Genomic DNA, 26695 nt, shown 5'->3' with positions numbered 1-26695 from the left:
AGCAGCGGGCGCGCCTGTGCGGCGCGTCTGCAGACCGTCTCAGACCGAGACGTCGAGGGGGGCGTATGCCGCCCCGACCGCCTCGAGGGCAGCCTTGCCTCCGTCGATGGCGGTGAGGATCCACAGGCCGTCCTCGCGGACGGCGACGGAGTGCTCGGCGTGCGCGGCCCGCGACCCGTCGGCCGTCACGACGGTCCAGTCGTCGGCCAGCACCCTGGTGTCGGTCGACCCCAGCGTGATCATCGGCTCGATGGCCCCGGTGAACCCGTCGACGAGCTTCGGGCCGGTCTCGCGAACGGCGTAGTTCGGGATCTGAGGGTCCATGTGCATCTCGGTGCCGATGCCGTGGCCGACGTACTCGTCGATGACGCCGTACGCGTGTCCGTCACGGTCGGCGGCGCGCTCGATGCTCGACTCGACGGCGTCACCGACGGCGTACAGCCTGCCACCGACCTGCATCGCGGCGATGCCGGCATACAGGCTGGCCTCGGTGGCGGAGATGAGCGCGAGGTCCTCGGGCCGACCGGCCTCGGGACCGCCGACGACCGCGGTGAAGGCCGCGTCGCCGTTCCAGCCCTTGACCTCGGCGCCGCAGTCGATGGAGACGATGTCGCCCGCCGCGAGCACACGAGGGCCGGGGATTCCGTGGACGACCTCGTCGTTAACGCTCGTGCAGAGCGTGTGGCTGTAGCCCGGCACGAGCTGGAAGTTCGGGATGCCGCCGTGGCTGCGGATGAAGTCCTCGGCGAGGCGGTCGAGCTCGAGCGTGGTGACGCCGGGCCGCACCTCGCCGGCGAGCATCTCGAGGGTGCGCCCGACGAGCAGCCCGGCCTCACGCATGAGGAGGAGCTGCTCGTCGGTGCGGCCCTGGAGCCGACCTCGGCGTCCGAACATCAGGCGTGCTGGGGCAGAGCGGCGATGACGCGGTCGGTGACCTCGTCGACCTCGCCCATGCCGTCGACCTTCACGAGGAGGCCGACCTGCTCGTAGTGGTGCGACAGCGGCGCGGTCTCCTTGCGGTAGATCGCCTGACGCTCGCGGATGACGTGCTCGGTGTCGTCGGCGCGCCCCTCCGTCTCGGCCCGCTTGAGCAGGCGCTCGACGATGGCGTCCTCGTCGACCTCGAGCTCGAGGACGGCGTCGAGGGCGTGGCCGTGGCGCGCGAGCATCGCATCGAGTGCGTCGACCTGGCCCGAGGTGCGCGGGTAGCCGTCGAGGAGGAAGCCGTGGGTGGCGTCGTCCCAGGAGAGGCGGTCCTCGACGATCTCGTTGGTGATGTCGTCGGAGACGTAGCCACCCGACTTGATGATCTCGTCGACCTTGACCCCGAGGGGGGTCTGGTCCTTGATGTTGGCGCGGAAGATGTCGCCGGTCGAGATGGCCGGGATGCCGAGGCGTTCGGCGATCCGCGCCGCCTGGGTGCCCTTACCGGCACCGGGCGGGCCGAGGATGATCAGTCGCATTTAACGCAGGAACCCTTCGTAGTGACGCTGCTGCAGCTGCGCCTCGATCTGCTTGACCGTCTCGAGGCCCACACCGACGACGATGAGGATCGAGGTGCCACCGAACGGGAAGTTCTGGTTGGCGCCGACGAGCACGAGGGCGACGAGCGGGATCAGCGAGACGATGGCGAGGTAGATGGCACCCGGCACGGTGATTCGGGTCAGGACGTAGTTGAGGTACTCGGCCGTGGGTCGCCCGGCCCGGATACCCGGGATGAAGCCGCCGTACTTCTTCATGTTCTCGGCGACCTCGGTCGGGTTGAACGTGATCGAGACGTAGAAGAACGTGAAGAAGAGGATGAGGGCGACGTAGATCGCCATGTAGATGGGGTGGTCACCGCGGACCAGGTTCGACTGCACCCACGTCACCCAGTCGGGGTTGGTGCCGTCGGCGCGCGTGTTGAACTGCGCGATGAGACCCGGCAGCGCCAGCAGCGAGCTGGCGAAGATGACGGGGATGACGCCCGCCATGTTGACCTTGAGCGGGATGTACGTGGACGTGCCGCCGTACATGCGCCGCCCGACCATGCGCTTGGCGTACTGGACCGGGATGCGGCGCTGCGACTGCTCGACGAAGACGACTGCGGCGATGACGAAGATGCCGAGCGTGACGATGCCGAGGAAGGTGCCCCACCCCTTGTTCTCGCGGATGCCCCACAGGGAGGCCGGGAAGCCCGCGGCGATCGAGGTGAAGATCATCAGGGACATGCCGTTGCCGACGCCCTTGTCGGTGATGAGCTCGCCGAACCACATGATCAGGCCGGTGCCGGCCGTCATGGTGAGGACCATGATCAGGATGGTGACCATCGACTGGTCGTTCATGATCGAGGTGCACGAGCCGCCGAACAGGCTGGACGGGTTGCGCGCGAAGGTGACGAGCGTCGCCGACTGGAGGATCGCGAGGCCGATCGTCAGGTAGCGGGTGTACTGGGTCAGCTTGCTCTGACCCGACTGGCCCTCCTCCTTGAGCGCCTCGAAGCGCGGGATGACCACGGTGAGCAGCTGGATGATGATGCTCGCGGTGATGTAGGGCATGATCCCGAGCGCGAACACCGACAGCTGCAGCAGCGCACCGCCGCTGAAGAGGTTGGCCAGGTTGAGGAACCCGCTCTGGTCGCCCGACTGGCCCTTGTTGGCCTGCAGACAGTTCTGCACGAGGCTGTAGCTGATACCGGGCGTGGGCACGTGTGATCCGAGGCGGAACAGCACGATGATGCCGAGCGTGAAAAGCAGCTTCTTGCGCAGGTCCGGGGTACGGAACGCGCGTACGAAGGCGGCGAGCACTGGGTCCTCCTGGGGGCCGCGGGGTGGCGCGGCGTCATTCATGCAATCCGTGGAAGGTTAACGCAAAGGCGCAGCGCCCCGAGCCTCCCTCCGCGGTAACCGACGTCACGTCGGCCCGCGGCTGGCGCTCGGGGCGCTGCTCACACGAGGTGTGTGGGGGTCACGCTGGACCGGTCACTCAGCCTGCGAGGGCCGTGACCGTGCCGCCGGCGGCCTCGATCTTCTCCTTGGCGGACGTCGAGAACTTGTGCGCCTCGACCTCGACCTTGACGGAGATCTCGCCGGTCCCGAGCACCTTCACCGGGAAGCCGTCGCGGACGGCACCCTTGGCGACGAGGTCCTCGACCGAGACCTGCCCGCCCTCGGGGAAGAGGACCTGCAGGCGGTCCAGGTTCACGACCTGGTACTCGGTGCGGAACGGGTTCTTGAAGCCACGGAGCTTCGGAAGGCGCATGTGCATCGGCATCGAGCCGCCCTCGAAACGCTCCGGGACCTGGTAGCGGGCCTTGGTGCCCTTGGTGCCACGACCAGCGGTCTTGCCCTTGGAGCCCTCACCACGACCGACGCGGGTCTTGGCGGTCTTGGCTCCGGGGGCCGGACGCAGGTGGTGGACCTTGAGGGCGGACTCGCCCGACTTCTTGGCGTTGTCGGCCATGGTCAGTCAACCTCCTCGACGGACACGAGGTGCGTGACCGTCTTGACCATCCCGCGGATCTCGGGACGGTCCTCCTTGACGACGACGTCGCCAATGCGCTTCAGACCGAGGCTGCGCAGCGTGTCACGCTGGTTCTGCTTGCCGCCGATCTCGGAACGGGTCTGGGTCACCTTGAGACGAGCCATCACGCACCAGCCTTCGCGGCCTGGGCCTCGGCGATGCCGGCGGCACGGGCCTTGAGCATGGCCGCCGGAGCGACCTCCTCGAGGGTCTTGCCACGACGGGCAGCGACCGACTCGGGGCGCTCGAGGTCACGCAGGGCCTGGGCCGTGGCGTGCACGATGTTGATGGCGTTGTCGGAGCCCAGCGACTTGCTGAGGACGTCGTGGATGCCGGCGCACTCGAGCACCGCACGCACCGGGCCACCGGCGATGACACCGGTACCGGGGGCGGCGGGGCGGAGCATGACGACACCAGCGGCCGCCTCACCCTGGACGGGGTGCGGGATGGTGCCCTGGATGCGCGGGACCTTGAAGAAGTTCTTCTTGGCCTCCTCGACACCCTTGGCGATGGCCGCGGGAACTTCCTTGGCCTTGCCGTAGCCGACACCCACGGTGCCGTCACCGTCACCGACGACGACGAGGGCGGTGAAGCTGAAGCGACGACCACCCTTGACGACCTTGGCGACACGGTTGATGGTCACGACGCGCTCGACGTACTGGTTCTTGTCGTCACGGCTGTCGCGGTTGTCGCGGCCACCGCGGTTGTCGCGGCGGTCTCCGCGCTCGGTGCGCTCGCCGCCACCGGCGGGGCCGGTGCCTCGACGCTGCTGTCCGGGCATCAGATGTTCCTCATCTCAACAATTGCGGTCACGAAGTGGTTGGTCACAGGGACAGCCCACCTTCACGGGCGCCCTCGGCGATCGCCGCGACCCGACCGTGGTACTTGTTGCCACCACGGTCGAACACGACGGACTCGATGCCGGCGTCCTTGGCGCGCGAGGCGACGAGCTCGCCGACCTTCTTGGCCTTGGCGGTCTTGTCACCCTCGAACGCACGCAGGTCGGCCTCCATCGTCGAGGCCGAGGCCACGGTCTTGCCGACCGTGTCGTCGACGACCTGGACGAAGAGGTGACGGCTCGAGCGCGACACCACGAGGCGGGGACGGGCGGTGGTGCCGCTGATCTTCTTGCGACCGCGGACCTGGCGACGGATGCGGGCGGCAGCCTTGGACTTGCCGCGCTTGATGATCATTGCCATGGCTTACTTACCGGCCTTTCCGACCTTGCGACGGATCTGCTCGCCCGCGTAGCGAACGCCCTTGCCCTTGTACGGGTCGGGCTTGCGCAGCTTGCGGATGTTGGCCGCGACCTCACCGACGAGCTGCTTGTCGATGCCCTGCACCGAGAAGCGGGTCGGGTTCTCGACGGCGAAGCTGATGCCGGCGGGAGCCTGGATGAGGATCGGGTGCGAGTATCCGAGCGAGAACTCGAGGTCCGAGCCCTTCGCCGCGACACGGTAACCCGTGCCGTGGATCTCCATCTTCTTCTCGTAGCCCTCGGTGACGCCGAGGACCATGTTGTTGATGAGCGAGCGGGTCAGGCCGTGGCGCGAGCGCGAGTCACGCTCGTCGTCGGGGCGCTTGACCTCGAGGTTGCCCTCGGCCAGCTCGACCGTGATCGGCTGGACGACGGTCAGGGAGAGCTCACCCTTGGGGCCCTTGACCGTGACGTCCTGGCCGGCGACGTTGATGTCCACACCCGAGGGGATGGAGACGGGGAGGCGTCCGATACGCGACATGTCTGCGTCTCCTTACCAGACGTAGGCGAGGACTTCCCCACCCACGCCCTTCTCGTGTGCCTGCTTGTCGGTCAGGAGACCTGTCGAGGTCGACAGGATCGCGACACCGAGCCCGCCGAGAACCTTGGGCAGGTTCGTCGACTTGGCGTAGACGCGCAGACCGGGCTTGCTCACGCGACGCACGCCGGCGATGGAGCGCTCGCGGTTGGGGCCGTACTTGAGGTCGATGGTCAGCGTCTGGCCGACCTCCGCCTCCTCGATCTTCCAGGACGCGATGTAGCCCTCGGCCTGGAGGATCTCGGCGATGTTCTTCTTCAGCTTCGAGTACGGCATGGAGACGACGTCGTGGTGCGCCGAGTTGGCGTTCCGGACGCGGGTCAGCATGTCCGCAATCGGGTCAGTCATGGTCATGTGGGCTCTCCGCCCTTCCTCACCGGGGTTTCGACCGCGGCATCTGCCGCCGGCTTGCGCCGTGTGGTCGACCTACGGTGTCAGAGGTGTGTTGGTCTGGGTTGTGCTCTGGGCTCGGGAAGCCGATTACCAGGAGCTCTTGGTCACGCCCGGCAGCTCGCCCGCGTGCGCCATCTCGCGAAGGCAGATGCGGCAGAGGCCGAACTTGCGGTACACCGAGTGCGGACGACCGCACTTCTGGCAGCGGGTGTACGCGCGGACCTTGAACTTCGGCTTCCGGTTCGCCTTGTTAACGAGCGCGGTCTTGGCCATGTCAGTTCTCCTTGAAGGGGAAGCCGAGCTGCTTGAGCAGCGCGCGACCCTCGTCATCGTTGGTCGCCGTGGTGACCACGGTGATGTCCATGCCCCGCACGCGGTCGATCCGGTCCTGGTCGATCTCGTGGAACATCGACTGCTCGGTCAGACCGAACGTGTAGTTGCCGTTGCCGTCGAACTGCTTCGGCGAGAGGCCACGGAAGTCACGGATGCGCGGGAGGGCGATCGTGACGAGACGGTCGAGGAACTCCCACATGCGGTCGCCGCGCAGCGTCGTGTGGGCGCCGATCGGCATGCCCTCACGCAGCTTGAACTGGGCGATGGACTTGCGAGCCTTGGTCACGACCGGCTTCTGGCCGGTGATGGCCGTGAGGTCGCGGACGGCGCCCTCGATCAGCTTGCTGTCCTTGGCCGCGTCGCCGACACCCATGTTGACGACGACCTTGACGACGCCGGGGACCTGCATGACGTTGGCGTGGCCGAACTGCTCCTGCAGGGAGCCCTTGATCTCGTCCTGGTAGCGCTGCTTGAGGCGGGGCTTGACCGACGCCGACGGAGCGGTGGTCTCGATGGTGGTTTCGGTCATTCTCAGAGGTCCTTGTCCGACTTGACCGCGACACGGACGCGGGCCGCCTTCTGGCGACCGTTGCGCTCGACGGTCTCGACACGCGTCTTGACGCGGGTCGGCTTCTTCGACTCGGGGTCGACGATCGCGACGTTGCTCACGTGGATCGCGGCCTCGGTGTGCGTCAGGCCACCGGTGCGCGTGCCACGGGCGGTCGCGCCGGCCTTGACGTGCTTGGTGACGCGGTTGATGCCCTCGACCAGCACGCGCCGGTTCTCCGGGTAGACCGCGATGACCTTGCCCTGCTTGCCCCGGTCGCCGCCGTTCTTCTGGCTGCGGCCGGAGATGACCTGGACGAGGTCACCCTTCTTGATCTTCATCTTGGTCGGCTTGTTCGCCATGTTCACAGCACCTCCGGCGCGAGCGAGATGATCTTCATGAACTTCTTCTCGCGAAGCTCGCGGCCCACCGGGCCGAAGATGCGGGTACCACGGGGGTCACCGTCGGTCTTGAGGATCACCGCAGCGTTCTCGTCGAACTTGATGTAGGAACCGTCGGCACGGCGACGCTCCTTGACGGTGCGGACGATGACGGCCTTGACGACGTCACCCTTCTTCACGTTGCCGCCAGGGATCGCGTCCTTGACGGTGGCGACGATCGTGTCGCCGATGCCGGCGTACCGACGGCCCGAGCCACCGAGAACACGGATGCAAAGGAGCTCCTTGGCACCGGTGTTGTCGGCGACGCGCAGCCGCGACTCCTGCTGAATCACTTCTAACTCCTGTCGTCGTGCTGGTTCTCACCGGTTGCCCGGATGAGCCTTGCCGAACGGAATGGGGGGCACACAGGGGGCGGAGCCCCCGGTGGGTTGGCTTACTTGGCCTTCTCGAGGATCTCGACGATGCGCCAGCGCTTCGTCGCGGAGAGCGGACGCGTCTCCATGATCAGCACGCGGTCGCCGATGCCGGCCTCGTTCTGCTCGTCGTGCACCTTGACCTTGCTGGTGCGACGGATGACCTTGCTGTAGAGCGCGTGCTTGACGCGGTCCTCGACCTCGACGACGACGGTCTTGTCCATCTTGTCGCTCACCACGTAGCCCTGACGGGTCTTGCGGTGGTTGCGCTCACTCGTCTGGTCGCTCACGACCTTCTCCTGCTCGCTCATGCGTCAGCCTCCTGCGCCTTGTCAGCCTTCTTGGCCTTCTTCTCGGCCTTGTCAGCCTTCTCGGTCTTGTCGGCCTTGGCGGACTTCTTGTCCGCCTTCTCGGCCTTCTCCTCCGCCTTGGGGGCGGCGGGGGCCGAGCCGATGCCGAGCTCGCGCTCACGCATCTCGGTGTAGATCCGTGCGATGTCCTTCTTGACCGCGCGCAGACGACCGTGGTTGTCCAGCTGGCCGGTGGCCGACTGGAAACGCAGGTTGAACAGCTCTTCCTTGGCCTTCTTCAGCTCGTCCGCCAGCTTGGTGTCGTCGAGACCACGCAGCTGCTCGGGAGCCAGGTCCTTGGTTCCGACTGCCATCAGATGTCACCACCCTCACGCTGAACGAAGCGGCACTTCATGGGGAGCTTGTGCATCGCGAGACGCATGGCCTCGCGCGCCACCGGCTCGGTCACGCCCGAGATCTCGAACATGACGCGGCCCGGCTTGACGTTGGCGATCCACCACTCCGGCGAACCCTTACCGGAACCCATGCGGGTCTCGGCGGGCTTCTTGGTGAGCGGACGGTCGGGGTAGATGTTGATCCACACCTTTCCGCCACGCTTCATGTAACGGGTCATCGCGATACGAGCGGACTCGATCTGCCGGTTGGTGACGTAGGCGGGCTCGAGGGCCTGGATGCCGTAGTCGCCGAAGGCGATCGTCGTGCCACCCTTGGCCGCACCGTGGCGGTTCGGGTGGTGCTGCTTGCGGTGCTTGACTCGACGGGGAATCAACATGGTCAGGCCTGCTCATTCTCGGTGCTCGCCGCGGCGGGGGCCTCGGCAGCAGCGGTCTCGTTCACTGCCGGAGCAGCGGCGGTCTCGTTGCGGTCACCACGACGGGCGCGGTTCGGGCGGTCGCCGCCGTCACGACGCGGGCCACGCGACGGGCGCGGGGCGGCGGCCTGCTGGGCCGCGAGCTCCTTCGCCGTCATGTCGCCCTTGTAGATCCAGACCTTGACGCCGATGCGGCCGAAGGTCGTGCGGGCCTCGTAGAAGCCGTAGTCGATCTGCGCACGCAGCGTGTGCAGCGGCACGCGACCTTCGCGGTAGAACTCGGTGCGGCTCATCTCGGCGCCGTTGAGGCGGCCCGAGACCTGCACGCGGATGCCCTTGGCGCCGGCGCGCTGGGCGGACTGCATGCCCTTGCGCATGGCGCGGCGGAACGCCACGCGGGCCGAGAGCTGCTCGGCGATGCCCTGGGCGACCAGCTGGGACACGATCTCGGGGTTCTTGACCTCGAGGATGTTCAGCTGGACCTGCTTGCCGGTGAGCTTCTCGAGCTCGCCGCGGATGCGGTCGGCCTCGGCGCCGCGGCGGCCGATGACGATGCCCGGGCGGGCGGTGTGGATGTCGACGCGGACGCGGTCACGGGTGCGCTCGATCTCGACCGAGGCGATACCGGCGCGCTCCATGCCCTTCTCCATCAGGCGACGGATGGCGACATCTTCCTTGACGTAGTCGCGGTAGCGCTGACCCGACTTCGTCGAGTCGGCGAACCAGCGGCTCTTGTGGTCCGTCGTGATGCCGAGACGGAAGCCGTGGGGGTTGACCTTCTGACCCATCAGCGGGCTCCCTTCTTGTTCTCCGGCTGCGTGACGACCACGGTGATGTGGCTCGTGCGCTTGTTGATGCGACCGGCGCGGCCCTGGGCACGCGGACGGAATCGCTTCATGGTCGGGCCCTCGTCGACGAACGCGGCCGTGATGACGAGGTTGCGCTCGTCGAAGGCGACCGACTCGCGGTCAGCCTTGACACGGGCGTTGGCGATGGCGCTCTCGAGCACCTTCTTCACCGGGTCGGAGGCCGACTGCGGAGCGAACGTCAGCGTCGTGACGGCGTCGGTGGCCGCCTTGCCGCGGATCAGGTCCACGACACGGCGAGCCTTCTGCGGGCTGACACGGACGTGCCGCGCCGAAGCCTTGGCTTCCATGACTTCTTCCTTGGATTCGGTGGCCATCAGCGACGACGACCCTTCTTGTCGTCCTTCACGTGACCCTTGAACGTGCGGGTCGGCGCGAACTCGCCGAGCTTGTGGCCGACCATCGACTCGGTGACGAACACCGGGACGTGCTTGCGGCCGTCGTGGACGGCGAAGGTGTGGCCGAGCATGTCCGGGCTGATGACCGAACGGCGCGACCAGGTCTTGATGACGTTCTTGGTGCCCGCTTCGTTCTGGGCGTCCACCTTCTTCTGAAGGTGGTCGTCGATGAAGGGGCCCTTCTTCAGGCTACGAGGCATTCCAAAGGCTCCTTATCAGCGCTTCTTGCCAGTACGGCGGCGACGCACGATGAGCTTGTCGCTTTCCTTGTGTCCCTTGCGGGTGCGGCCCTCGGCCTGGCCCCAGGGGGAGACGGGGTGACGTCCACCGGACGTCTTGCCCTCACCACCACCGTGCGGGTGGTCGACCGGGTTCATGGCGACACCACGGACGGTCGGGCGCTTGCCCTTCCAGCGCATGCGGCCTGCCTTGCCCCAGTTGATGTTGCTCTGCTCGGCGTTGCCGACCTCGCCGACCGTCGCGCGGCAGCGCGCGTCGACGTTGCGGATCTCGCCGGACGGCATACGCAGCTGGGCGTAGGGACCGTCCTTGGCGACGAGCTGCACGCGAGCACCCGCTGAGCGGGCGATCTTGGCGCCACCACCGGGCTTGAGCTCGATCGCGTGGACGACCGTGCCGACGGGGATGTTGCGCAGCGGAAGCGAGTTGCCCGGCTTGATGTCGGCCGCGGGGCCGTTCTCGATCGGGTCGCCCTGCTTCAGCTTGTTCGGGGCCAGGATGTAGCGCTTCTCGCCGTCGACGTACTGGACGAGCGCGATGCGCGCGGTGCGGTTGGGGTCGTACTCGATGTGAGCGACCTTGGCCGGCACGCCGTCCTTGTCGTGGCGACGGAAGTCGATGACGCGGTAGGCGCGCTTGTGACCGCCACCGATGTGACGCGTCGTGATGCGGCCGGCGTTGTTACGGCCACCCGTCTTCGACAGGGGGCGGACCAGCGACTTCTCCGGCGTGGTGCGCGTGATCTCGACGAAGTCGGCGACCGACGAGCCACGACGGCCCGGCGTGGTCGGCTTGTACTTGCGGATACCCATGTTCGTTAAGTCTCTCTTCGTCTATCTCAGGCGCCCGCACCGAAGATGTCGATCGAGCCCTCGCGGAGGGAGACGATCGCACGCTTGGTGTCCTTGCGCTTGCCGAGGCCGAATCGGGTGCGACGGGTCTTGCCCTGGCGGTTCAGGGTGTGGACCTTGTCGACCTTGACGTTGAAGATCGCCTCGATGGCGATCTTGATCTCCGTCTTGTTCGCACGCGGGTCGACGATGAAGGTGTACTTGCCCTCGTCGAGCAACCCGTATGACTTCTCGGAGACGACCGGCGCGATCAGGATGTCGCGGGGGTCCTTGGCGTGGATGCTCACTTGGAGGCCTCCTTGTCGGCCTTGTCAGCCTTCACGGGACCGGCGACGAACGCGTCGAGGGCGGCCTGGGTGAAGACGATGTCGTCGGCGCACAGGACGTCGTACGTGTTGAGCTGGTCGGCGACCAGCACGTGGACGTTCTGCAGGTTGCGGACCGACTTGAACGCCACCTCGTCACCGCGCTCGAGCACGACGAGCAGGTTGGGACGCGCGGTCAGGCCGGCGAGCAGCACGGCAGCGTCCTTCGCCGAGGGCAGCTCGCCCGAGACGATGGAGTCGACGACGTGGATGCGGTCGAAGCGGGCCCGGTCGGAGAGGGCGCCACGCAGGGCGGCGGCCTTCATCTTCTTGGGCGTGCGCTGCGAGTAGTCACGCGGCTGCGGGCCGTGGACGACGCCACCGCCGGCGAACTGAGGCGCGCGGGTCGAGCCCTGACGCGCACGGCCGGTGCCCTTCTGGCGGTACGGCTTGCGCCCACCGCCGCGGACCTCGCCGCGGGTCTTGGTCGAGTGCGTGCCCTGACGAGCCGCCGCGAGCTGGGCCACCACGACCTGGTGAATCAGCGGGACGTTCGTCTGCACGTCGAAGATCTCGGCGGGCAGGTTCGGGGTCTTGGTTGCCATGTCGATCATGCACCCTTCGCAGCCGTGCGGATCAGGACGATGCCACCGCGGGGGCCGGGAACGGCACCCTTGATGAGCAGCAGGCCCTTCTCGGCGTCAACGGCGTGGATCTGGAGGTTCTGGGTCGTCTGGCGGACGCCACCCATGCGACCGGCCATGCGCATGCCCTTGAAGACACGGCCCGGGGTCGAGCAGCCGCCGATGGAGCCCGGCTTGCGGTGGTTGCGGTGGGCACCGTGGGAGGACGAGACGCCGGCGAAGCCGTGGCGCTTCATGACACCCGCGAAGCCCTTGCCCTTGGTCGTGCCCGTCGCGTCGACGCGCTGGCCGGCCTCGAAGGACTCGGCCGTGATCTCCTGGCCGAGCTCGTAGGCGCCGGCGTCAGCCGTGCGGAGCTCGACGAGGTGACGGCGCGGGGTGACGCCGGCCTTCTCGAAGTGGCCGCTCATGGGCTTGTTCACCTTGCGCGGGTCGATCGCACCGAAGGCGATCTGGACCGCGGCGTAGCCGTCGGTCTCGTCGGCGCGCACCTGCGTGACGACGCAGGGGCCGGCCTTGACGACGGTCACGGGGACGAGCTTGTTGTCGGCGTCCCACACCTGGGTCATGCCGAGCTTCTCGCCGAGCACGCCCTTGACGTTCTTCTGAGCAACAGTCATGTCAGCAACCGCCTCAGAGCTTGATCTCGATGTTGACGTCCGCCGGCAGGTCGAGACGCATCAGCGAGTCGACGGCCTTGGGCGTCGGGTCGATGATGTCGATGAGGCGCTTGTGCGTGCGCATCTCGAAGTGCTCGCGGCTGTCCTTGTACTTGTGCGGCGACCGGATCACGACGAAGACGTTCTTCTCCGTCGGCAGCGGGACGGGGCCCACCACGGTCGCGCCGGCGCGCGTCACTGTGTCAACGATCTTCCGGGCCGAGTTGTCGATGACCTCGTGGTCGTACGACTTCAGCCGGATGCGGATCTTCTGTCCCGCCATCTGATGAACGTCTCTCTCTCGCTTCTGACTTCCGGTTCCCTTGGCCATCCGACCCCCGAGGTCGGGCGTGTCGCGCCCGCTTCGCGGCGAAAGTGACGCACTTTCGTGCTACTTCCGGTGTGGATTGCCCGGCCGAACCGGGTGGCTTGCGCTTCCCTAGGGCCTCCGAGAGGAGTCCGGGCGAGTCCCCGTCAGGAGGCTCTCAAGGGGCGGCGGCACCGACATGGGTCAGCAACGCGCGTCAAGCAACCTGAACAGTGTGCCAGAGGCGGCGACGCACTATCAAATCGAGCCGGGACGTCGCCGAAGGCCAGCGGCGGTGGCGCGTCGTGACGCCGGCTGCGGTCGTCCACAGAGTCACCGGAGTTCCCGCAGCCACCGGAGCCACCGGACTCGTCGGAGTCACTCCCCCGCCGTCGCCGACGGGCGCGCGCACGCCGGGGTGCCGCCCGGCAGCTGGTAGCGGTGCTCGGCGACCCAGCCGTACGCGCGAGACGCCACCCGGGAGACGCCGGGGGCCATCAGCAGGTAGCCGACGGGCCGCCAGGCCGGTGCCCCGTGGGTGGCCGCGCTCGCGATCGCCCGGTGACCGGAGCGGATCGAGCCGTCGGCGGTCACGAACTGGGCGGCCTCGTCGCAGTCGGCGGCCGAGAGCCCGACGGCCGCGAGGTCGAGCTCCTGCCAAGGGCGCACCGCGAACCGGTCACGGCGATCGACCCACCGCTTGGCGAAGAGGGCACTGCGCGTGCAGAACCCACAGTCAGCGTCGTAGACGAGCGTCGGCCGGTCGGGCACGTCGAGCGCTGGGGCCTCCACGGGCCCATCCTCCCACGCCCGCGGACGTATGCCGCCCGGCTGGGAGGCTGGCTCGCCTGCAGTCCGCGTGGAGCCCGGCCGGCGCCCAGGCCTGCGCTCAGGCCGGGGCGAGGAAGGCGCTCAGCGCGCCGGCATACATGGCCGGGTCGTCGGCACCCATCAGCTCGCGGGTGCTGTGCATCGACAGCGCGGCAGCGCCGAAGTCGACGGTGGTCGCCCCGGTCAGGGAGGACGTGACGGGTCCGACGGTCGAGCCGCACGGGAGGTCGCTGCGGGTGACGAAGGTCTGCATCGGCACGCCGGCCTGCTCGCAGGCGAGCCGGAACGCGGCGGCCCCGACCGAGTCGGTGGCGTAGCGCAGGTTGGTGTTGACCTTGAGCACCGGACCGCCGTTGACCCTGATGGCGTGCATCGGCTCGTGCCGGTCGGCGTAGTTGGGGTGGGTGGCGTGCCCCATGTCACCGGAGGCGATGACGGTGGAGGCGAGCGCACGCCAGTAGTCGTCGCGACCGCCCCCTCCGGCGGTGACGATCCGCTCGAGGACGGACGGCAGGAGGGTCGAGGTGGCACCTCGCTCGGACGTGCTGCCGATCTCCTCGTGGTCGAAGAGGACGAGCACCGGCACGTGCGTCGGCTCGGTTGCCACGGCGTCGAGCAGGGCACGCACGCCCGCGTACGAGGTCGCGAGGTTGTCGAGGCGCGGGGCCGCGATGAGCTCGCGGGCGCGCCCGAGACGTGTCGACGGCTGGACCGGGTGCGTCATGACGTCCCACGACAGGACGTCCTCGCGGTCGACGCCGACCTGCTCGGCGAGGTAGCCGACGAAGTCGCCGGGCTCGTCGCCGACGCCCCAGAGCGGCTCCATGTGCGCCTGCTTGTTGAGGCTGAGGGCCTCGTTCTGGGTGCGGTCGAGGTGGATCGCGAGCTGCGCGACCCGGAGCAGCGCCTCGCGGCCGTGGAAGGTGCGGGCCTCGACGCCCTCGCGTCCCCGCACGGCGACGCGGCCCGCGAGGCCGAGGTCACGGTCGAGCCACGAGCTGAGGAGGAGGCCTCCGTAGGGCTCGACCCCGAGCATCTGCCAGCCGGCACGGCTGTGGTCGGGGTTCGGCTTGATGCGCAGGTTGGGGCTGTCGGTGTGCGCCCCGACGACGCGGAACCCGGCGGACGGACCTGCACCGGCGCCGTGCGCGCCGGTCGTGTCCCAGGCGATGAGGGAGCCCCCGCGCACGAGGTAGTGGCGACCCGGCTCGGTCGGCCACGGTGCCCGCTCGTCGACCTCGGTGAAGCCCTCCGCCCCGAGCCGCCGGGCGGCCTGCTCGCACGCGTGGAACGGGGTGGGGCTGGCGTCGACGTAGTCGATGAGCCCCTGGGCTTCGGTGTCGGTGTCGAACGAGTGCGCCATGGTGCCCGACCCTATCCACCGACGGGCGCCGACCACCGCCGGCCCCCGGGACCAGGACGGGCACCGGCGAGGTCCGCACCGACCTCGAGCCGCTGTCCAAGCGCCTACCTCGCGGCCGACTCCGCCACCGACGTCCTCGTCGCCCTCGGCCAGTAGGCAGCGCCCCGAACCACCCCGCCAACCGAGCCCGGGCGTGGCTCGAAGTCCGCCACGGCGAAGTTTCGAGCGGCGGATCAGGCCCGATGTCTCACGAAACCGCGCCATGGCCCCCAAACCGTCGACCGGGCGTACGCGCTCACGACCAGACGCGTGCCACGGCCCCCAAACCGTCGACCGGGCGTACGCGCTCACGACCAGACGCGTGCCATGGCCCCCAAACCGTCGAGCGGGCGTACGCGCTCACGACCAGACGCGTGCCATGGCCCCCAAGCCGTCGAGCGGGCGTACGCGTTCACGACCTGACGCGTGCCACGGCCCCCAAACCGTCGACCCGGCCGAGCCGGGCAAGCGGAAGGGCCCGCCCCGCCGAAGCGGAACGGGCCCTACGCGTACTGCTGTGAAGCTGGTGCTGCAGGTGCAGCGTCAGTTCACTTGTTGATCTTGGTGACCTTGCCGGCGCCAACCGTGCGGCCACCCTCGCGGATGGCGAAGTTGAGGCCCTCCTCCATGGCGATCGGCTGGATGAGCTCGACCGTCATGTCGGTGTTGTCGCCGGGCATGACCATCTCGGTGCCCTCGGGCAGGTGCACGACACCCGTGACGTCCGTGGTGCGGAAGTAGAACTGCGGACGGTAGTTGTCGTAGAACGGCGTGTGACGGCCACCCTCGTCCTTGCCCAGGATGTAGACCTGAGCCTCGAACTCGGTGTGCGGCGTGATCGAGCCGGGCTTGACGACGACCTGACCGCGCTCGACGTCCTCGCGCTTCGTGCCACGAAGCAGGAGGCCGACGTTCTCACCGGCGCGACCCTCGTCGAGCAGCTTGCGGAACATCTCGACACCGGTGACGGTGGTCTTGGCCGGCGGGCCGGTGTGGATGCCGACGATCTCGACCTCCTCGTTGACCTTGAGGATGCCGCGCTCGATACGACCGGTGACGACGGTGCCACGACCGGTGATCGTGAAGACGTCCTCGACGGGCATCAGGAACGGCTTGTCGATGTCGCGCTCGGGCTCCGGGATATAGGTGTCCACGGCGTCCATCAGGTCGAGGACCGTCTGGCCCCACTCCGCGTCGCCCTCGAGCGCCTTGAGCGCCGAGACCTTGATGACAGGAAGGTCGTCGCCGGGGAACTCGTAGCCCGAGAGCAGCTCACGGACCTCCATCTCGACGAGCTCGAGGATCTCCTCGTCGTCGACCATGTCGGCCTTGTTGAGCGCCACGACGATGTAGGGGACGCCGACCTGCTTGGCGAGCAGGACGTGCTCCTTCGTCTGCGGCATCGGGCCGTCGGTGGCGGCGACCACGAGGATCGCGCCGTCCATCTGGGCCGCACCCGTGATCATGTTCTTCACGTAGTCGGCGTGGCCGGGGCAGTCGACGTGGGCGTAGTGACGACCCTCCGTCTGGTACTCGATGTGCGCGATCGAGATCGTGATACCGCGCTGGCGCTCCTCGGGAGCCTTGTCGATGTCCTCGAACGCGAACTGGGGGTTCAGGTCGGGGTACTTGTCGTGCAGAACCTTGGAAATCGCAGCCGTCAGCGTCGTCTTGCCGTGGTCGATGTGACCGATGGTGCCGATGTTGACGTGCGGCTTGGTCCGCTCGAACTTTGCCTTCGCCACTGTGGTCCTCCTCAGGACTTTCTCGTGTTACGCCGTACGACCAGGGCAGGACGTGGCGCTGTGGGGTGGTTTCCGATGAAAGAGACTACGGGATGGCCCTCAGTCACTCTCCGCGGGTCTTCTTGATGATCTCCTCGGCAACAGCCTTGGGGACCTCTGCGTAGGAGTCGAACTCCATGGAGAAGCTCGCACGGCCCTGCGTCTTGGAGCGCAGGTCGCCGACGTAGCCGAACATCTCGGACAGCGGGACGAGGCCCTTGACGACCTTGGCGCCGCTGATGTCCTCCATGCCCTGGATCTGGCCACGTCGAGAGTTGATGTCGCCGATGACCTCGCCCATGTAGTCCTCGGGCGTGCGCACCTCGACAGCCATCATCGGCTCGAGCAGGACCGGGTCCGCCTTCTTGATGGCCTCCTTGAGGACCATCGAGCCGGCGATCTTGAACGCCATCTCCGAGGAGTCGACGTCGTGGTACGCACCGTCGTTCAGGGTCGCGCGGATGCCCACGAGGGGGTATCCGGCGAGAACGCCGTACTGCATGGCGTCCTGGATGCCGGCGTCGACCGACGGGATGTACTCACGCGGGACGCGACCACCGGAGACACCGTTGACGAACTCGTACATCGAGCCGTCCTCGGTCTCGCCCAGCGGCTCGAAGCTGACCTGGACCTTGGCGAACTGGCCGGAGCCACCGGTCTGCTTCTTGTGCGTGTAGTCGTACTTGAGCACGGGGCGACGGATCGTCTCGCGGTAGGCCACCTGCGGCTTGCCGACGTTGGCCTCGACCTTGAACTCGCGCTTCATGCGGTCGACGAGGATGTCGAGGTGCAGCTCGCCCATGCCGGCGATGATCGTCTGGCCGGTGTCCTCGTCGTGGTGGACCTGGAAGGTGGGGTCCTCCGCCGAGAGCTTCTGGATGGCCGTGCCGAGCTTCTCCTGGTCACCCTTGGTCTTGGGCTCGATGGCGACCTGGATGACGGGGTCGGGGAAGGTCATCGACTCGAGCACGATCTGCTCGTTGACGTCCGAGAGCGTGTCGCCGGTCGTCGTGTCCTTGAGGCCGATGGCCGCGTAGATGTGGCCGGCCATGGCCTCCTCGACGGGGTTCTCCTTGTTGGCGTGCATCTGGAAGAGCTTCCCGATGCGCTCCTTGCGGCCCTTGGTCGAGTTCACGACGCTCGTGCCCGAGCTGATGTGGCCCGAGTAGACGCGGATGAAGGTCAGCGTGCCGAAGAACGGGTGCGTGGCGACCTTGAAGGCGAGAGCCGAGAACGGCTCGTCCTTGCTCGGTGCACGCGTCAGCTCGACGCTCTCGTCGCCCGGCTTGTGGCCGATCATCGGGGGGACGTCGAGCGGCGACGGGAGGTAGTCGACGACGGCGTCGAGCATGGGCTGCACGCCGCGGTTCTTGAACGCGGAGCCACAGAACACCGGGTAGAGCTCGGAGTTGACCGTGAGCTTGCGGATGCCGCCCTTGATCTCCTCCGGGGTCAGCTCCTCGCCACCGAGGTACTTCTCCATCAGCTCGTCGTCGGACTCGGCGACGCGCTCGACGAGGGCCATGCGGTACTCCTCGGCCTTGGCCTGGAGGTCCGCCGGGATCTCGGCGATCTCGTACTTGGCACCCATGGTCACGTCGCCCTTGGCGTCGCCGGGCCACACGAGGGCACGCATGTAGACGAGGTCGATGACACCGAGGAAGTCGTTCTCGGCACCGATCGGGAGCTGCATGACCAGCGGCTCCGCGCCGAGGCGGTCCTTGATGGTCTGCACGGTGAAGTAGAAGTCCGCGCCGAGCTTGTCCATCTTGTTGACGAAGCAGATGCGCGGCACGTCGTACTTATCGGCCTGGCGCCACACCGTCTCGGACTGGGGCTCGACGCCCTCCTTGCCGTCGAACACCGCGACGGCACCGTCGAGGACGCGCAGCGATCGCTCCACCTCGACCGTGAAGTCGACGTGCCCGGGGGTGTCGATGATGTTGACCTGGGTGCCTTCCCAGAAGGAGGTCACGGCGGCAGACGTGATCGTGATGCCGCGCTCCTTCTCCTGCTCCATCCAGTCGGTCGTCGACGCACCGTCGTGGGTCTCACCGATCTTGTGGTTGACACCGGTGTAGAAGAGGATGCGCTCCGTCACCGTGGTCTTGCCAGCGTCGATGTGCGCCATGATGCCGATGTTGCGGACCTTGTTGAGGTCCGTCAGGACGTCGAGTGCCACGTCAGGTTTCTCGTCTCATTCGTCGTGGGGTGAAATCGTGGGGCGCCGTGGGCCGCGTCGCAGGACGGGCGGGCGCGTGCCCGGCGGTATGCCGTGGAGCGGGCTCCCCGGCATACCGACCGGACCGCTGGGTCACCAGCGGTAGTGCGCGAAGGCCTTGTTGGACTCGGCCATCTTGTGGGTGTCCTCGCGGCGCTTGACAGCGGCACCGAGGCCGTTGCTCGCGTCGAGGATCTCGTTCATCAGGCGCTCGGTCATGGTCTTCTCACGACGCTGGCGCGAGTAGCCGACGAGCCAGCGCAGGGCGAGCGTGGTCGAGCGACCGGGCTTGACCTCGATCGGCACCTGGTAGGTCGCGCCGCCGACGCGACGGCTCTTGACCTCCATGGCCGGCTTGACGTTGTCGAGCGCACGCTTGAGCGTGGCGACGGGGTCGGTGCCGGTCTTGGCGCGGACGCCCTCGAGTGCGCCGTAGACGATCATCTCGGCGATCGACTTCTTGCCGTCGAGCAGGATCTTGTTGACGAGCTGCGTGACGAGCGGGCTCTGGTAGACCGGGTCGACGACGAGCGGGCGCTTCGGAGCGGGTCCCTTGCGAGGCATCAGCTCTTCTCCTTCTTCGCGCCGTAACGGCTACGAGCCTGCTTGCGGTTCTTGACACCCTGGGTGTCGAGCGTGCCGCGGACGATCTTGTAGCGCACACCCGGGAGGTCCTTCACACGACCACCGCGCACGAGCACGATCGAGTGCTCCTGCAGGTTGTGGCCGACGCCGGGGATGTACGCCGTGACCTCGATGCCGCTGGAGAGGCGCACACGGGCGACCTTGCGCAGGGCAGAGTTCGGCTTCTTGGGGGTGGTGGTGTACACGCGGGTGCACACGCCGCGGCGCTGGGGCGAGCCCTTGAGCGCCGGGGTCTTGGCCTTTGTGGCCTTGTCCTGGCGGCCCTTGCGGACCAGCTGGTTGATAGTAGGCAACCTGGTTACTCCATAACGTTGCTCGTTGTCAGTCGTCCGGGAGGACGACTCCTTGGCTGTTCGGTTCGTCGACCCCCGAGGTCGGGTGTGTCGGAACCGGTTCTCCCCCCTGCACTTCCCGCTCCTGCCACGGCCTCACGGCGTGGGGAAGGGTTGGGTTGCCCGGCGGAAGGTCTGCTCTGGACCGAAGTGGTGTGCCATCCGCAGCGTGCGGTTGGACAGGGCACCGAGGCCGTCATCGCGCATGCCTGAGGTCACGCCTCAGACACAGTGTTCAAGCGTACCGGGGTGCGGCACGCCGACCAAATCGGTTGGACCGGGCCCCGACCTCGCGATGGGGTATGCCGCCCGGTGGCGTCCGGCGGGCCGGCCTGGGCTCAGCCGAGCCGCCAGTCGCCGGCGTACATGTGCAGCACGGGGACACCCAGCGACTCGCGGGCCCGCGAGGCCCAGTCGCGGTGGAAGGTGTCCTCGACGGCGTGCGGCTCGGTGACCACGACGACCTCGCGCGCCCCGAGCCTGGCGACCTCCTCGACGAGGGCGGGCATCGGGTCGTCGGAGGTGATCTCGCCGGTGGCGTCGACGTCGTGGCGCTCGAACTCGGCGAGGGTGGTGGCCAGCGCCGTGTCGGCGTCGGCGTGCGCACCGGTGCGGTTGACGGGACGCAGCGCCTCGAGCGCCTCGCGCATCTCGAAGAGGCTCAGGTGGTTGAGGAACGAGCTGAGCAGGTTGCGCTGCGTGTCGGCCGGCACGAGCACCCGGTAGGTGGGCCGGTCGTCCTCGTGCAGACCGACGATCTTGGCCACGTCGACGGCCTTGAGCGCCTCTTCCGTGAGCACGATGATCGTGGGCGCGGGGCCCTCGCCGCCGGACGCCCCGGCCGACGTGCTCTGGTCGTCGGGCTCGGGTGAGTGCGGCGCGTCGGCTGTCGGCTCGGTCATGCGACCACCCTATCGAGGCGGGCTCCCCCGGCGGGTCACCGGTTGGTCATGCGCCAGCGGGCGAGCAGCACCCCGAGGCGATCCTCGACAGGACGCGGCGAGGTGCCGGAGAAGTTGCTCATCATGACGAAGACGTAGCGGCGGCCGTCGGCGCCGGAGACGTAGCCGGCGAGGGAGCTGACGCCCGTGAGGCTGCCGTTCTTGGCGCGCAGGTTGCCGGCCGCCGGCGTGCCACGCAGGCGCGAGGCGAGGGTGCCGCCCTGCCACCGCACGGGGTCGACCCCGGCCACCGGCAGCGCGGCCCGGAAGGTGGGCCACCACGACGCGCGCTGTGCCTTGTCGAGCAGCAGGGCGAGCTGGTTCGGCGTGAGCCGGTTGGCGCGGGCCAGGCCCGAGCCGTCGACGAAGCGCAGCTCGGTCACCGGGATGCCGGCGGAGACGGCATACGCCCGGAGCGCGGCGGTGCCGTCGGCCCAGCTTCCCGGCCGGCCGGTCCTCGCGCCCAAGGTCTTGGTGATGGCCTCGGCGTGCGAGTTGTTGCTCAGCTTGAGGAAGGGCACGAGCAGCTGTCCCAGCGTCATGGAAGAGTGCCGCGCCAGCAGGGTGCGGGCCCTGGGCGTCACGCCCCGCACCGCGCCGCCGTCGACCCGGATGCCGGCGGCGACGAGTCGGGCCCGCAGCGCGCGCCCGACCATGAGCGCGGGGTCGTTCACCGTCACCCACTTGCGGGTGGCCGCGTGCCGCACCGGCACCTGGCCACTCACCGTGACCGTGTTGGTGCCCGCCGCGCGGCTGACCGCGATCGTCGCCGCCGTGCCGGCCGCCGCGGTGCGCATCCGGTTGACGAGGCGCACGTGCGATGCCGCGGAGGCCGGCGTCACCGTCAGGCGCGGCAAGAACGCCGTCGAGGTCGCCGGGGTGGCGGTGACGATGATGGTGCCGGCGTCGTAGTCGGTGTCGGGTGACAGCGTCAGGGCCGACACCTGGGCCGCGTAGTAGGCGGAGGCGTACGACGTGGACCAGTACGGGTTGTAGCGCACGTCGTCGAAGGCGGAGGCGTCGGCGACGACGTCTCCGGTGATGCGCGTGACGCCCTTGGCCCTGAGGGCGGACACGAGCGCGGTGAGGTCCCTCTCGAGCAGCGTCGGGTCGCCGGCCCCTCGGAGGTAGAGGCGCCCTGCGACGACTCCCCCACGACCCACCGGGGCACCGGCGTAGACGTCGGTGGACCACCGGTAGCCGGCCCCGAGGCGGCTCAGCGCCGCGGCGGCCGTGAAGGTCTTCTGGGTCGAGGCCGGGGCGAGCGGCGTGTCGGCGCCGCGCAGGTAGATGTCGGAGCGGGTCGACGCGTCCCTGACGACGGCTCCGACCCGCGCCGACGACGCGGTGACCCGCGAGTCCGCGAACACCGTGGTGACCTCGCGGCGCAGCGCGGCGTCACGGGCGTCGTAGACGGTGGCACCGCTGCCCTGCGGCGCCGACGAGAGGACTGCGGCGACGGCGAGCATGACGACCGCCAGCAGGAGGGGCCAGCGAGCGCGGATTGTGCGTGGACCCCGGGGGCCGCGCACGATCCGCGCTGCTCGTGGTGCTCTCGGGCTTCGTGGCGTTCGGACCATGACGACCTCCCGACGGGTGCCGCCGACTGACCCGGACGCCGCCGACGACCACCTGCCGTCCGAGGCTAGTCCGAATTGTCCGTTATGGGGAGGGCCGCCTTCGGCTCTCCCGCAACGCCGAGGGCCGGCCCCCCCGTGACGGGGAGCCGGCCCATCGGCATACGTGGTGCTCGGGGCGTCAGCCCCGGGCCACCGGTCAGAACTGGTCGAGACCGAGAGCCTCGTCGTCGAGACGGATGGCCTCGCCCGAACCCGTACCGAAGCCTGCGTAGTCGTAGGCGTCGTAGTTCGGCAGGGAGTACATCGCGGCCTTGGCCTCCTCGGTGGGCTCGACCTTGACGTTCCGGTAGCGGGGCAGGCCCGTGCCGGCAGGGATGAGCTTTCCGAGGATGACGTTCTCCTTGAGGCCGAGCAGCGGGTCGGACTTGGCCTCCATGGCGGCCTGCGTGAGCACGCGGGTCGTCTCCTGGAAGGACGCGGCCGACAGCCACGACTCGGTGGCCAGCGAGGCCTTGGTGATGCCCATGAGCTCGGGACGACCAGCGGCCGGACGGCCACCTTCGGCCATGACGCGACGGTTCTCGTCCTCGAAGCGGCCGCGCTCGGCGAGCTCGCCCGGGAGGAGGTCCGCGTCCCCGGCCTCGATGATCGTCACGCGCCGCAGCATCTGCCGCACGATGACCTCGATGTGCTTGTCGTGGATCGACACACCCTGCTGGCGGTAGACCCGCTGCACCTCGTCGACGAGGTGCTTCTGGGCGGCACGCGGGCCGAGGATGCGAAGGACCTGCTTGGGGTCGATCGCGCCCTGGACCAGCTTGTCACCCACGGTCACGTGGTCACCGTCGGCGACGAGCAGGCGCGAACGCTTGCTCACCGGGTAGGCGTGCTGCTCGGAGCCGTCGTCGGGCGTGAGCAGGACGCGACGCGCCTTGTCGGTGTCCTCGATCTCGACGCGACCGGTGGCCTCGGCGATCGGGGCGACACCCTTGGGCGTGCGCGCCTCGAACAGCTCGACGACACGCGGCAGACCCTGGGTGATGTCGTCGGCCGCAGCCGCACCACCGGTGTGGAAGGTACGCATCGTCAGCTGCGTGCCGGGCTCACCGATCGACTGGGCCGCGATGATGCCGACGGCCTCGCCGATGTCGACGAGCTTGCCGGTCGCGAGCGAGCGGCCGTAGCAGGCCGCACACGTGCCGACCTTGCTGTCGCAGGTGAGGACCGAGCGCACCCGGACCTCGTCGACACCAGCGGCGTAGAGCGCGTCGATGACGACGTCACCGAGGTCGATGCCGGCCACGGCGAGGACGGTGCCGTCCTTGTCGGTGACGTCCTCGGCGAGCGTACGGGCGTAGACCGAGGCCTCGACGACCTCGCTCGGCGCACGCGTGCCCGTGGTCTCGTTGACCTGGGCGATCGGCAGCTTGAGGCCACGCTCGGTGCCGCAGTCGTCCTCACGGATGATGACGTCCTGCGACACGTCGACGAGACGACGCGTGAGGTAGCCCGAGTCGGCGGTACGAAGCGCCGTGTCGGCCAGACCCTTACGGGCACCGTGCGTCGAGATGAAGAACTCGAGCACCGTGAGGCCCTCACGGAAGTTCGCCTTGATCGGGCGCGGGATGATCTCGCCCTTCGGGTTGGCCATCAGGCCACGCATGCCGGCGATCTGGCGGATCTGGAACCAGTTGCCACCAGCACCCGAGCTCACCATCCGGTAGATGGGGTTCGTGCGCGGGAAGTTGGTCTCCATCTCCTTGGCGACCTGGTTGGACGCCTGGGTCCAGATCTCGACGAGCTCCTGGCGGCGCTCGTCGTCGGTGATCAGACCGCGCTCGTACTGCGTCTGGACCTTGGCGGCCTTCGTCTCGTAGCCCTCGAGGATCGCCGCCTTGTTGTCCGGCGTCGTGACGTCGGAGATGGCGACGGTGCAGCCCGAGCGGGTCGACCAGTGGAAACCGGCCTCCTTCAGGGCGTCGAGGGACGCGGCGACCTGGACCTTGGAGTAGCGCTCAGCGAGGTCGTTGACGATCGCCGAGAGACGCTTGCGGTCCACCGGGCGGTTCTCGAACGGGTAGTCGATCGGCAGCGTGTCGTTGAAGATCGCGCGGCCGAGCGTCGTCTCGAGCGTGATGCTCTTGACGATGCCGGTCTCGTCGGCCTCGACACCCTCGGGCAGCTCGAAGCCGGCCGGGGGCACCGCGTCGGTGAGGCGCAGCTTGATCGCCGAACCGATCTGGATCTCGCCACGGTCGAAGGCCATCCGCGCCTCCGACGGGGACGTGAACGCGCGACCCGCACCCGTGCCGCCGCCGTCGATGGCGTCGGTCAGGTGGTAGATGCCGGTGATCATGTCCTGCGTCGGCATCGTGACGGGGCGACCGTCGGCCGGCTTGAGGATGTTGTTGCTCGACAGCATGAGGATGCGGGCCTCGGCCTGCGCCTCTGCCGACAGCGGCACGTGGACGGCCATCTGGTCACCGTCGAAGTCGGCGTTGAAGGCCGAGCAGACGAGCGGGTGGATCTGGATGGCCTTGCCCTCGACGAGCTGCGGCTCGAACGCCTGGATGCCGAGACGGTGCAGCGTGGGCGCGCGGTTGAGCAGCACGGGGTGCTCGGTGATGACCTCTTCGAGGACGTCCCACACGACCGGACGGGCACGCTCGACCATGCGCTTGGCCGACTTGATGTTCTGCGCGTGGTCGAGGTCGACCAGGCGCTTCATCACGAACGGCTTGAACAGCTCGAGCGCCATCTGCTTGGGCAGACCGCACTGGTGCAGCTTGAGCTGCGGGCCGACGACGATGACCGAACGGCCGGAGTAGTCGACGCGCTTGCCGAGCAGGTTCTGGCGGAAACGACCCTGCTTGCCCTTGAGCATGTCGGACAGCGACTTGAGCGGACGGTTGCCGGGACCCGTGACCGGGCGACCACGACGGCCGTTGTCGAAGAGGCTGTCGACGGCCTCCTGGAGCATGCGCTTCTCGTTGTTGACGATGATTTCGGGGGCACCGAGGTCGAGCAGGCGCTTCAGGCGGTTGTTGCGGTTGATGACGCGACGGTAGAGGTCGTTGAGGTCCGAGGTCGCGAAGCGGCCACCGTCGAGCTGCACCATCGGGCGCAGGTCCGGCGGGATGACCGGGATCGCGTCGAGGACCATGCCCGACGGGTGGTTCGTCGTCGTCTGGAACGCGGTGACGACCTTGAGGCGCTTGATGGCGCGCGTCTTCTTCTGGCCCTTGCCGGTGGCGATGATCTCCTGGAGGAGGTCGGCCTCGGCCTCGAGGTCGAAGGACTCGAGGCGCTTCTGGATCGCCGCGGCGCCCATGCCGCCCTCGAAGTACAGGCCGAAGCGGTCACGCATCTCGCGGTAGAGGATCTCGTCGCCCTCGAGGTCCTGGACCTTGAGGTTCTTGAAGCGGTCCCAGACCTGCTCGAGGCGCTCGACCTGCTGGTCGGCGCGCTTGCGGATGTTGTTCATCTCGCGCTCGGCCTGGTCGCGGACCTTGCGCTTCGCGTCGGCCTTGGCACCCTCGGCCTCGAGCTCGGCGACGTTGCGCTCGAGCAGCTGCGCGCGCGACTCGACGTCGGCGTCGCGGCGGTTCTCGATCTCCTTCTTCTCGACCTGGATCTGCGCCTCGAGCGACGGCAGGTCAGCATGACGCTGGTCGTCGTCGACGGACGTGATCATGTAGGCCGCGAAGTAGATGACCTTCTCGAGGTCCTTCGGGGCGAGGTCGAGCAGGTAGCCGAGGCGGCTCGGGACACCCTTGAAGTACCAGATGTGGGTGACGGGGGCGGCGAGCTCGATGTGGCCCATCCGCTCACGGCGCACCTTGGCGCGCGTGACCTCGACGCCACAGCGCTCACAGATGATGCCCTTGAAGCGGACACGCTTGTACTTGCCGCAGTTGCACTCCCAGTCCCGGGTGGGGCCGAAGATGCGCTCGCAGAACAGGCCCTCCTTCTCGGGCTTCAGCGTGCGGTAGTTGATGGTCTCGGGCTTCTTGACCTCGCCGTGGCTCCACTGGCGGATGGACTCCGCAGTGGCAAGGCCGATGCGCAGCTCGTCGAAGAAGTTGACGTCGAGCACGTGGTTCCTTCTCTCGTAACTCTCGTTAAGTCTTTGGTCTGAGTGGGATTCGTTGACAACCGGTGGCGTATGCCGCTGAGCGGGCCC

33 protein-coding genes are annotated in these 26695 nt (G+C 68.2%); all 33 read right to left on the bottom strand.

Translation table 11 applies throughout. From position 1 onward, the window contains the following. Nucleotides 1–39 precede the first annotated feature (39 nt). A complete protein-coding gene (gene map, locus AB4091_RS02595) occupies nt 40–894 on the bottom strand; it encodes a type I methionyl aminopeptidase (protein ID WP_442290154.1) in 855 nt (284 codons plus the stop codon). Then, a complete protein-coding gene (locus tag AB4091_RS02590; RefSeq protein WP_442290153.1) occupies nt 894–1463 on the bottom strand; it encodes an adenylate kinase in 570 nt (189 codons plus the stop codon). Before AB4091_RS02590 ends, map begins: the two co-directional genes overlap by 1 nt. Continuing rightward, nucleotides 1464–2786 (bottom strand): preprotein translocase subunit SecY, encoded by a 1323-nt coding sequence (secY, locus tag AB4091_RS02585; protein WP_442290299.1) that lies wholly within the window; start codon nt 2784–2786, stop codon nt 1464–1466. It abuts the gene before it with no gap. A 178-nt stretch (nt 2787–2964) separates the two neighbouring features. Beyond that, on the bottom strand, nt 2965–3441 hold the full coding sequence (rplO, locus tag AB4091_RS02580; protein ID WP_442290152.1) for a 50S ribosomal protein L15: 477 nt from the start codon (nt 3439–3441) through the stop codon (nt 2965–2967). 2 nt (nt 3442–3443) lie between these two features. Beyond that, on the bottom strand, nt 3444–3626 hold the full coding sequence (gene rpmD, locus AB4091_RS02575) for a 50S ribosomal protein L30 (RefSeq protein ID WP_020143226.1): 183 nt from the start codon (nt 3624–3626) through the stop codon (nt 3444–3446). Beyond that, complete coding sequence (rpsE, locus tag AB4091_RS02570) at nt 3626–4282, bottom strand: 30S ribosomal protein S5 (protein ID WP_386050614.1); 657 nt, start codon at nt 4280–4282, stop codon at nt 3626–3628. Before rpsE ends, rpmD begins: the two co-directional genes overlap by 1 nt. A 43-nt stretch (nt 4283–4325) precedes the next feature. Then, nucleotides 4326–4700: a 50S ribosomal protein L18 gene (rplR, locus tag AB4091_RS02565; RefSeq protein ID WP_442290151.1), complete on the bottom strand. Its 375-nt coding sequence runs from the start codon at nt 4698–4700 to the stop codon at nt 4326–4328. 3 nt (nt 4701–4703) lie between these two features. Then, nucleotides 4704–5240, bottom strand: coding sequence for a 50S ribosomal protein L6 (gene rplF / locus AB4091_RS02560; protein WP_442290150.1), 537 nt, complete (start codon nt 5238–5240; stop codon nt 4704–4706). 12 nt (nt 5241–5252) lie between these two features. Next, nucleotides 5253–5651 carry a 30S ribosomal protein S8 gene (rpsH, locus tag AB4091_RS02555; RefSeq protein ID WP_045191896.1) on the bottom strand — a complete coding sequence of 133 codons (399 nt, stop codon included), beginning with the start codon at nt 5649–5651 and terminating at the stop codon, nt 5253–5255. 126 nt (nt 5652–5777) lie between these two features. Next, nucleotides 5778–5963, bottom strand: a complete 186-nt coding sequence (locus tag AB4091_RS02550; protein WP_020143231.1) for a type Z 30S ribosomal protein S14 — start codon at nt 5961–5963, stop codon at nt 5778–5780. A 1-nt stretch (nt 5964) separates the two neighbouring features. Then, on the bottom strand, nt 5965–6552 hold the full coding sequence (rplE, locus tag AB4091_RS02545) for a 50S ribosomal protein L5 (protein WP_442290149.1): 588 nt from the start codon (nt 6550–6552) through the stop codon (nt 5965–5967). A gap of 2 nt (nt 6553–6554) precedes the next feature. Continuing rightward, a complete protein-coding gene (rplX, locus tag AB4091_RS02540; protein ID WP_442290148.1) occupies nt 6555–6932 on the bottom strand; it encodes a 50S ribosomal protein L24 in 378 nt (125 codons plus the stop codon). Nucleotides 6933–6934: 2 nt separating this feature from the next. Next, on the bottom strand, nt 6935–7303 hold the full coding sequence (rplN, locus tag AB4091_RS02535; protein ID WP_045191900.1) for a 50S ribosomal protein L14: 369 nt from the start codon (nt 7301–7303) through the stop codon (nt 6935–6937). A 101-nt stretch (nt 7304–7404) separates the two neighbouring features. Then, nucleotides 7405–7695: a 30S ribosomal protein S17 gene (rpsQ, locus tag AB4091_RS02530; RefSeq protein WP_442290147.1), complete on the bottom strand. Its 291-nt coding sequence runs from the start codon at nt 7693–7695 to the stop codon at nt 7405–7407. Continuing rightward, a complete protein-coding gene (rpmC, locus tag AB4091_RS02525; protein WP_442290146.1) occupies nt 7692–8048 on the bottom strand; it encodes a 50S ribosomal protein L29 in 357 nt (118 codons plus the stop codon). Before rpmC ends, rpsQ begins: the two co-directional genes overlap by 4 nt. Next, entirely contained in the window at nt 8048–8467 is a 420-nt protein-coding gene (gene rplP / locus AB4091_RS02520; RefSeq protein ID WP_188032309.1) for a 50S ribosomal protein L16, read from the bottom strand. The genes rpmC and rplP overlap by 1 nt, the downstream gene beginning before the upstream one ends. A gap of 2 nt (nt 8468–8469) precedes the next feature. After that, nucleotides 8470–9294, bottom strand: a complete 825-nt coding sequence (rpsC, locus tag AB4091_RS02515; RefSeq protein ID WP_030194229.1) for a 30S ribosomal protein S3 — start codon at nt 9292–9294, stop codon at nt 8470–8472. After that, nucleotides 9294–9662 carry a 50S ribosomal protein L22 gene (rplV, locus tag AB4091_RS02510; protein ID WP_386050627.1) on the bottom strand — a complete coding sequence of 123 codons (369 nt, stop codon included), beginning with the start codon at nt 9660–9662 and terminating at the stop codon, nt 9294–9296. The genes rpsC and rplV overlap by 1 nt, the downstream gene beginning before the upstream one ends. 26 nt (nt 9663–9688) lie before the next feature. Beyond that, nucleotides 9689–9970, bottom strand: a complete 282-nt coding sequence (gene rpsS, locus AB4091_RS02505) for a 30S ribosomal protein S19 (RefSeq protein WP_026864141.1) — start codon at nt 9968–9970, stop codon at nt 9689–9691. Nucleotides 9971–9985: 15 nt separating this feature from the next. Further along, nucleotides 9986–10822: a 50S ribosomal protein L2 gene (gene rplB, locus AB4091_RS02500; RefSeq protein WP_147066110.1), complete on the bottom strand. Its 837-nt coding sequence runs from the start codon at nt 10820–10822 to the stop codon at nt 9986–9988. A 26-nt stretch (nt 10823–10848) separates the two neighbouring features. After that, complete coding sequence (rplW, locus tag AB4091_RS02495; protein ID WP_442290145.1) at nt 10849–11148, bottom strand: 50S ribosomal protein L23; 300 nt, start codon at nt 11146–11148, stop codon at nt 10849–10851. Then, on the bottom strand, nt 11145–11780 hold the full coding sequence (gene rplD / locus AB4091_RS02490; RefSeq protein WP_442290144.1) for a 50S ribosomal protein L4: 636 nt from the start codon (nt 11778–11780) through the stop codon (nt 11145–11147). The genes rplW and rplD overlap by 4 nt, the downstream gene beginning before the upstream one ends. Beyond that, nucleotides 11777–12430, bottom strand: a complete 654-nt coding sequence (gene rplC / locus AB4091_RS02485; RefSeq protein WP_442290143.1) for a 50S ribosomal protein L3 — start codon at nt 12428–12430, stop codon at nt 11777–11779. Before rplC ends, rplD begins: the two co-directional genes overlap by 4 nt. Before the next feature lie 13 nt (nt 12431–12443). Continuing rightward, nucleotides 12444–12752: a 30S ribosomal protein S10 gene (gene rpsJ, locus AB4091_RS02480; protein WP_009775966.1), complete on the bottom strand. Its 309-nt coding sequence runs from the start codon at nt 12750–12752 to the stop codon at nt 12444–12446. A 402-nt stretch (nt 12753–13154) separates the two neighbouring features. Beyond that, nucleotides 13155–13568: a thiol-disulfide oxidoreductase DCC family protein gene (locus AB4091_RS02475; protein WP_442290142.1), complete on the bottom strand. Its 414-nt coding sequence runs from the start codon at nt 13566–13568 to the stop codon at nt 13155–13157. Nucleotides 13569–13665: 97 nt separating this feature from the next. Continuing rightward, a complete protein-coding gene (locus tag AB4091_RS02470; RefSeq protein WP_442290141.1) occupies nt 13666–14970 on the bottom strand; it encodes a M18 family aminopeptidase in 1305 nt (434 codons plus the stop codon). A 587-nt stretch (nt 14971–15557) separates the two neighbouring features. After that, complete coding sequence (gene tuf, locus AB4091_RS02465; protein ID WP_442290140.1) at nt 15558–16754, bottom strand: elongation factor Tu; 1197 nt, start codon at nt 16752–16754, stop codon at nt 15558–15560. 103 nt (nt 16755–16857) lie between these two features. Further along, a complete protein-coding gene (fusA, locus tag AB4091_RS02460; RefSeq protein ID WP_442290139.1) occupies nt 16858–18975 on the bottom strand; it encodes an elongation factor G in 2118 nt (705 codons plus the stop codon). A 132-nt stretch (nt 18976–19107) separates the two neighbouring features. Then, the gene (gene rpsG / locus AB4091_RS02455; protein WP_442290138.1) at nt 19108–19578 is read right to left on the bottom strand and encodes a 30S ribosomal protein S7; all 471 of its coding nucleotides are present in this window, start codon (nt 19576–19578) and stop codon (nt 19108–19110) included. After that, nucleotides 19578–19952 (bottom strand): 30S ribosomal protein S12, encoded by a 375-nt coding sequence (gene rpsL / locus AB4091_RS02450; protein ID WP_141823424.1) that lies wholly within the window; start codon nt 19950–19952, stop codon nt 19578–19580. The genes rpsG and rpsL overlap by 1 nt, the downstream gene beginning before the upstream one ends. A gap of 377 nt (nt 19953–20329) precedes the next feature. Continuing rightward, on the bottom strand, nt 20330–20893 hold the full coding sequence (locus tag AB4091_RS02445; RefSeq protein WP_442290137.1) for a hypothetical protein: 564 nt from the start codon (nt 20891–20893) through the stop codon (nt 20330–20332). Nucleotides 20894–20928: 35 nt separating this feature from the next. Beyond that, a complete protein-coding gene (gene dacB, locus AB4091_RS02440) occupies nt 20929–22464 on the bottom strand; it encodes a D-alanyl-D-alanine carboxypeptidase/D-alanyl-D-alanine endopeptidase (RefSeq protein ID WP_442290136.1) in 1536 nt (511 codons plus the stop codon). A 244-nt stretch (nt 22465–22708) separates the two neighbouring features. Then, complete coding sequence (locus AB4091_RS02435) at nt 22709–26608, bottom strand: DNA-directed RNA polymerase subunit beta' (RefSeq protein WP_442290135.1); 3900 nt, start codon at nt 26606–26608, stop codon at nt 22709–22711. Nucleotides 26609–26695 lie beyond the last annotated feature (87 nt).

Source organism: Terrabacter sp. 2RAF25, from assembly GCF_052115265.1.
In the GTDB taxonomy this organism is placed as follows: domain Bacteria; phylum Actinomycetota; class Actinomycetes; order Actinomycetales; family Dermatophilaceae; genus Terrabacter.
This window is presented reverse-complemented; position numbering and strand designations above follow the sequence as displayed.

Coding starts and splice junctions, on each gene's coding strand:
- rplC (WP_442290143.1), bottom strand. CDS start 12,430: ATGACTGTTGCTCAGAAGAACGTCAAGGGCGTGCTCGGCGAGAAGCTC.
- rplF (WP_442290150.1), bottom strand. CDS start 5,240: ATGTCGCGTATCGGACGCCTCCCCGTCTCCATCCCCTCGGGTGTGGAC.
- rpsS (WP_026864141.1), bottom strand. CDS start 9,970: ATGCCTCGTAGCCTGAAGAAGGGCCCCTTCATCGACGACCACCTTCAG.
- rpmC (WP_442290146.1), bottom strand. CDS start 8,048: ATGGCAGTCGGAACCAAGGACCTGGCTCCCGAGCAGCTGCGTGGTCTC.
- AB4091_RS02550 (WP_020143231.1), bottom strand. CDS start 5,963: ATGGCCAAGACCGCGCTCGTTAACAAGGCGAACCGGAAGCCGAAGTTC.
- rplP (WP_188032309.1), bottom strand. CDS start 8,467: ATGTTGATTCCCCGTCGAGTCAAGCACCGCAAGCAGCACCACCCGAAC.
- rpsG (WP_442290138.1), bottom strand. CDS start 19,578: ATGCCTCGCAAGGGACCCGCTCCGAAGCGCCCGCTCGTCGTCGACCCG.
- AB4091_RS02445 (WP_442290137.1), bottom strand. CDS start 20,893: ATGACCGAGCCGACAGCCGACGCGCCGCACTCACCCGAGCCCGACGAC.
- rpmD (WP_020143226.1), bottom strand. CDS start 3,626: ATGGCTCGTCTCAAGGTGACCCAGACCCGTTCCGAGATCGGCGGCAAG.
- AB4091_RS02470 (WP_442290141.1), bottom strand. CDS start 14,970: ATGGCGCACTCGTTCGACACCGACACCGAAGCCCAGGGGCTCATCGAC.
- rplO (WP_442290152.1), bottom strand. CDS start 3,441: ATGGCCGACAACGCCAAGAAGTCGGGCGAGTCCGCCCTCAAGGTCCAC.
- rpsJ (WP_009775966.1), bottom strand. CDS start 12,752: ATGGCGGGACAGAAGATCCGCATCCGGCTGAAGTCGTACGACCACGAG.
- rplV (WP_386050627.1), bottom strand. CDS start 9,662: ATGGAAGCCAAGGCTTCGGCGCGGCACGTCCGTGTCAGCCCGCAGAAG.
- rplR (WP_442290151.1), bottom strand. CDS start 4,700: ATGGCAATGATCATCAAGCGCGGCAAGTCCAAGGCTGCCGCCCGCATC.
- map (WP_442290154.1), bottom strand. CDS start 894: ATGTTCGGACGCCGAGGTCGGCTCCAGGGCCGCACCGACGAGCAGCTC.
- AB4091_RS02590 (WP_442290153.1), bottom strand. CDS start 1,463: ATGCGACTGATCATCCTCGGCCCGCCCGGTGCCGGTAAGGGCACCCAG.
- rpsH (WP_045191896.1), bottom strand. CDS start 5,651: ATGACCATGACTGACCCGATTGCGGACATGCTGACCCGCGTCCGGAAC.
- rplD (WP_442290144.1), bottom strand. CDS start 11,780: ATGATCGACATGGCAACCAAGACCCCGAACCTGCCCGCCGAGATCTTC.
- rplB (WP_147066110.1), bottom strand. CDS start 10,822: ATGGGTATCCGCAAGTACAAGCCGACCACGCCGGGCCGTCGTGGCTCG.
- rpsC (WP_030194229.1), bottom strand. CDS start 9,294: ATGGGTCAGAAGGTCAACCCCCACGGCTTCCGTCTCGGCATCACGACG.
- rplX (WP_442290148.1), bottom strand. CDS start 6,932: ATGGCGAACAAGCCGACCAAGATGAAGATCAAGAAGGGTGACCTCGTC.
- rpsE (WP_386050614.1), bottom strand. CDS start 4,282: ATGCCCGGACAGCAGCGTCGAGGCACCGGCCCCGCCGGTGGCGGCGAG.
- rpsQ (WP_442290147.1), bottom strand. CDS start 7,695: ATGAGCGAGCAGGAGAAGGTCGTGAGCGACCAGACGAGTGAGCGCAAC.
- rplE (WP_442290149.1), bottom strand. CDS start 6,552: ATGACCGAAACCACCATCGAGACCACCGCTCCGTCGGCGTCGGTCAAG.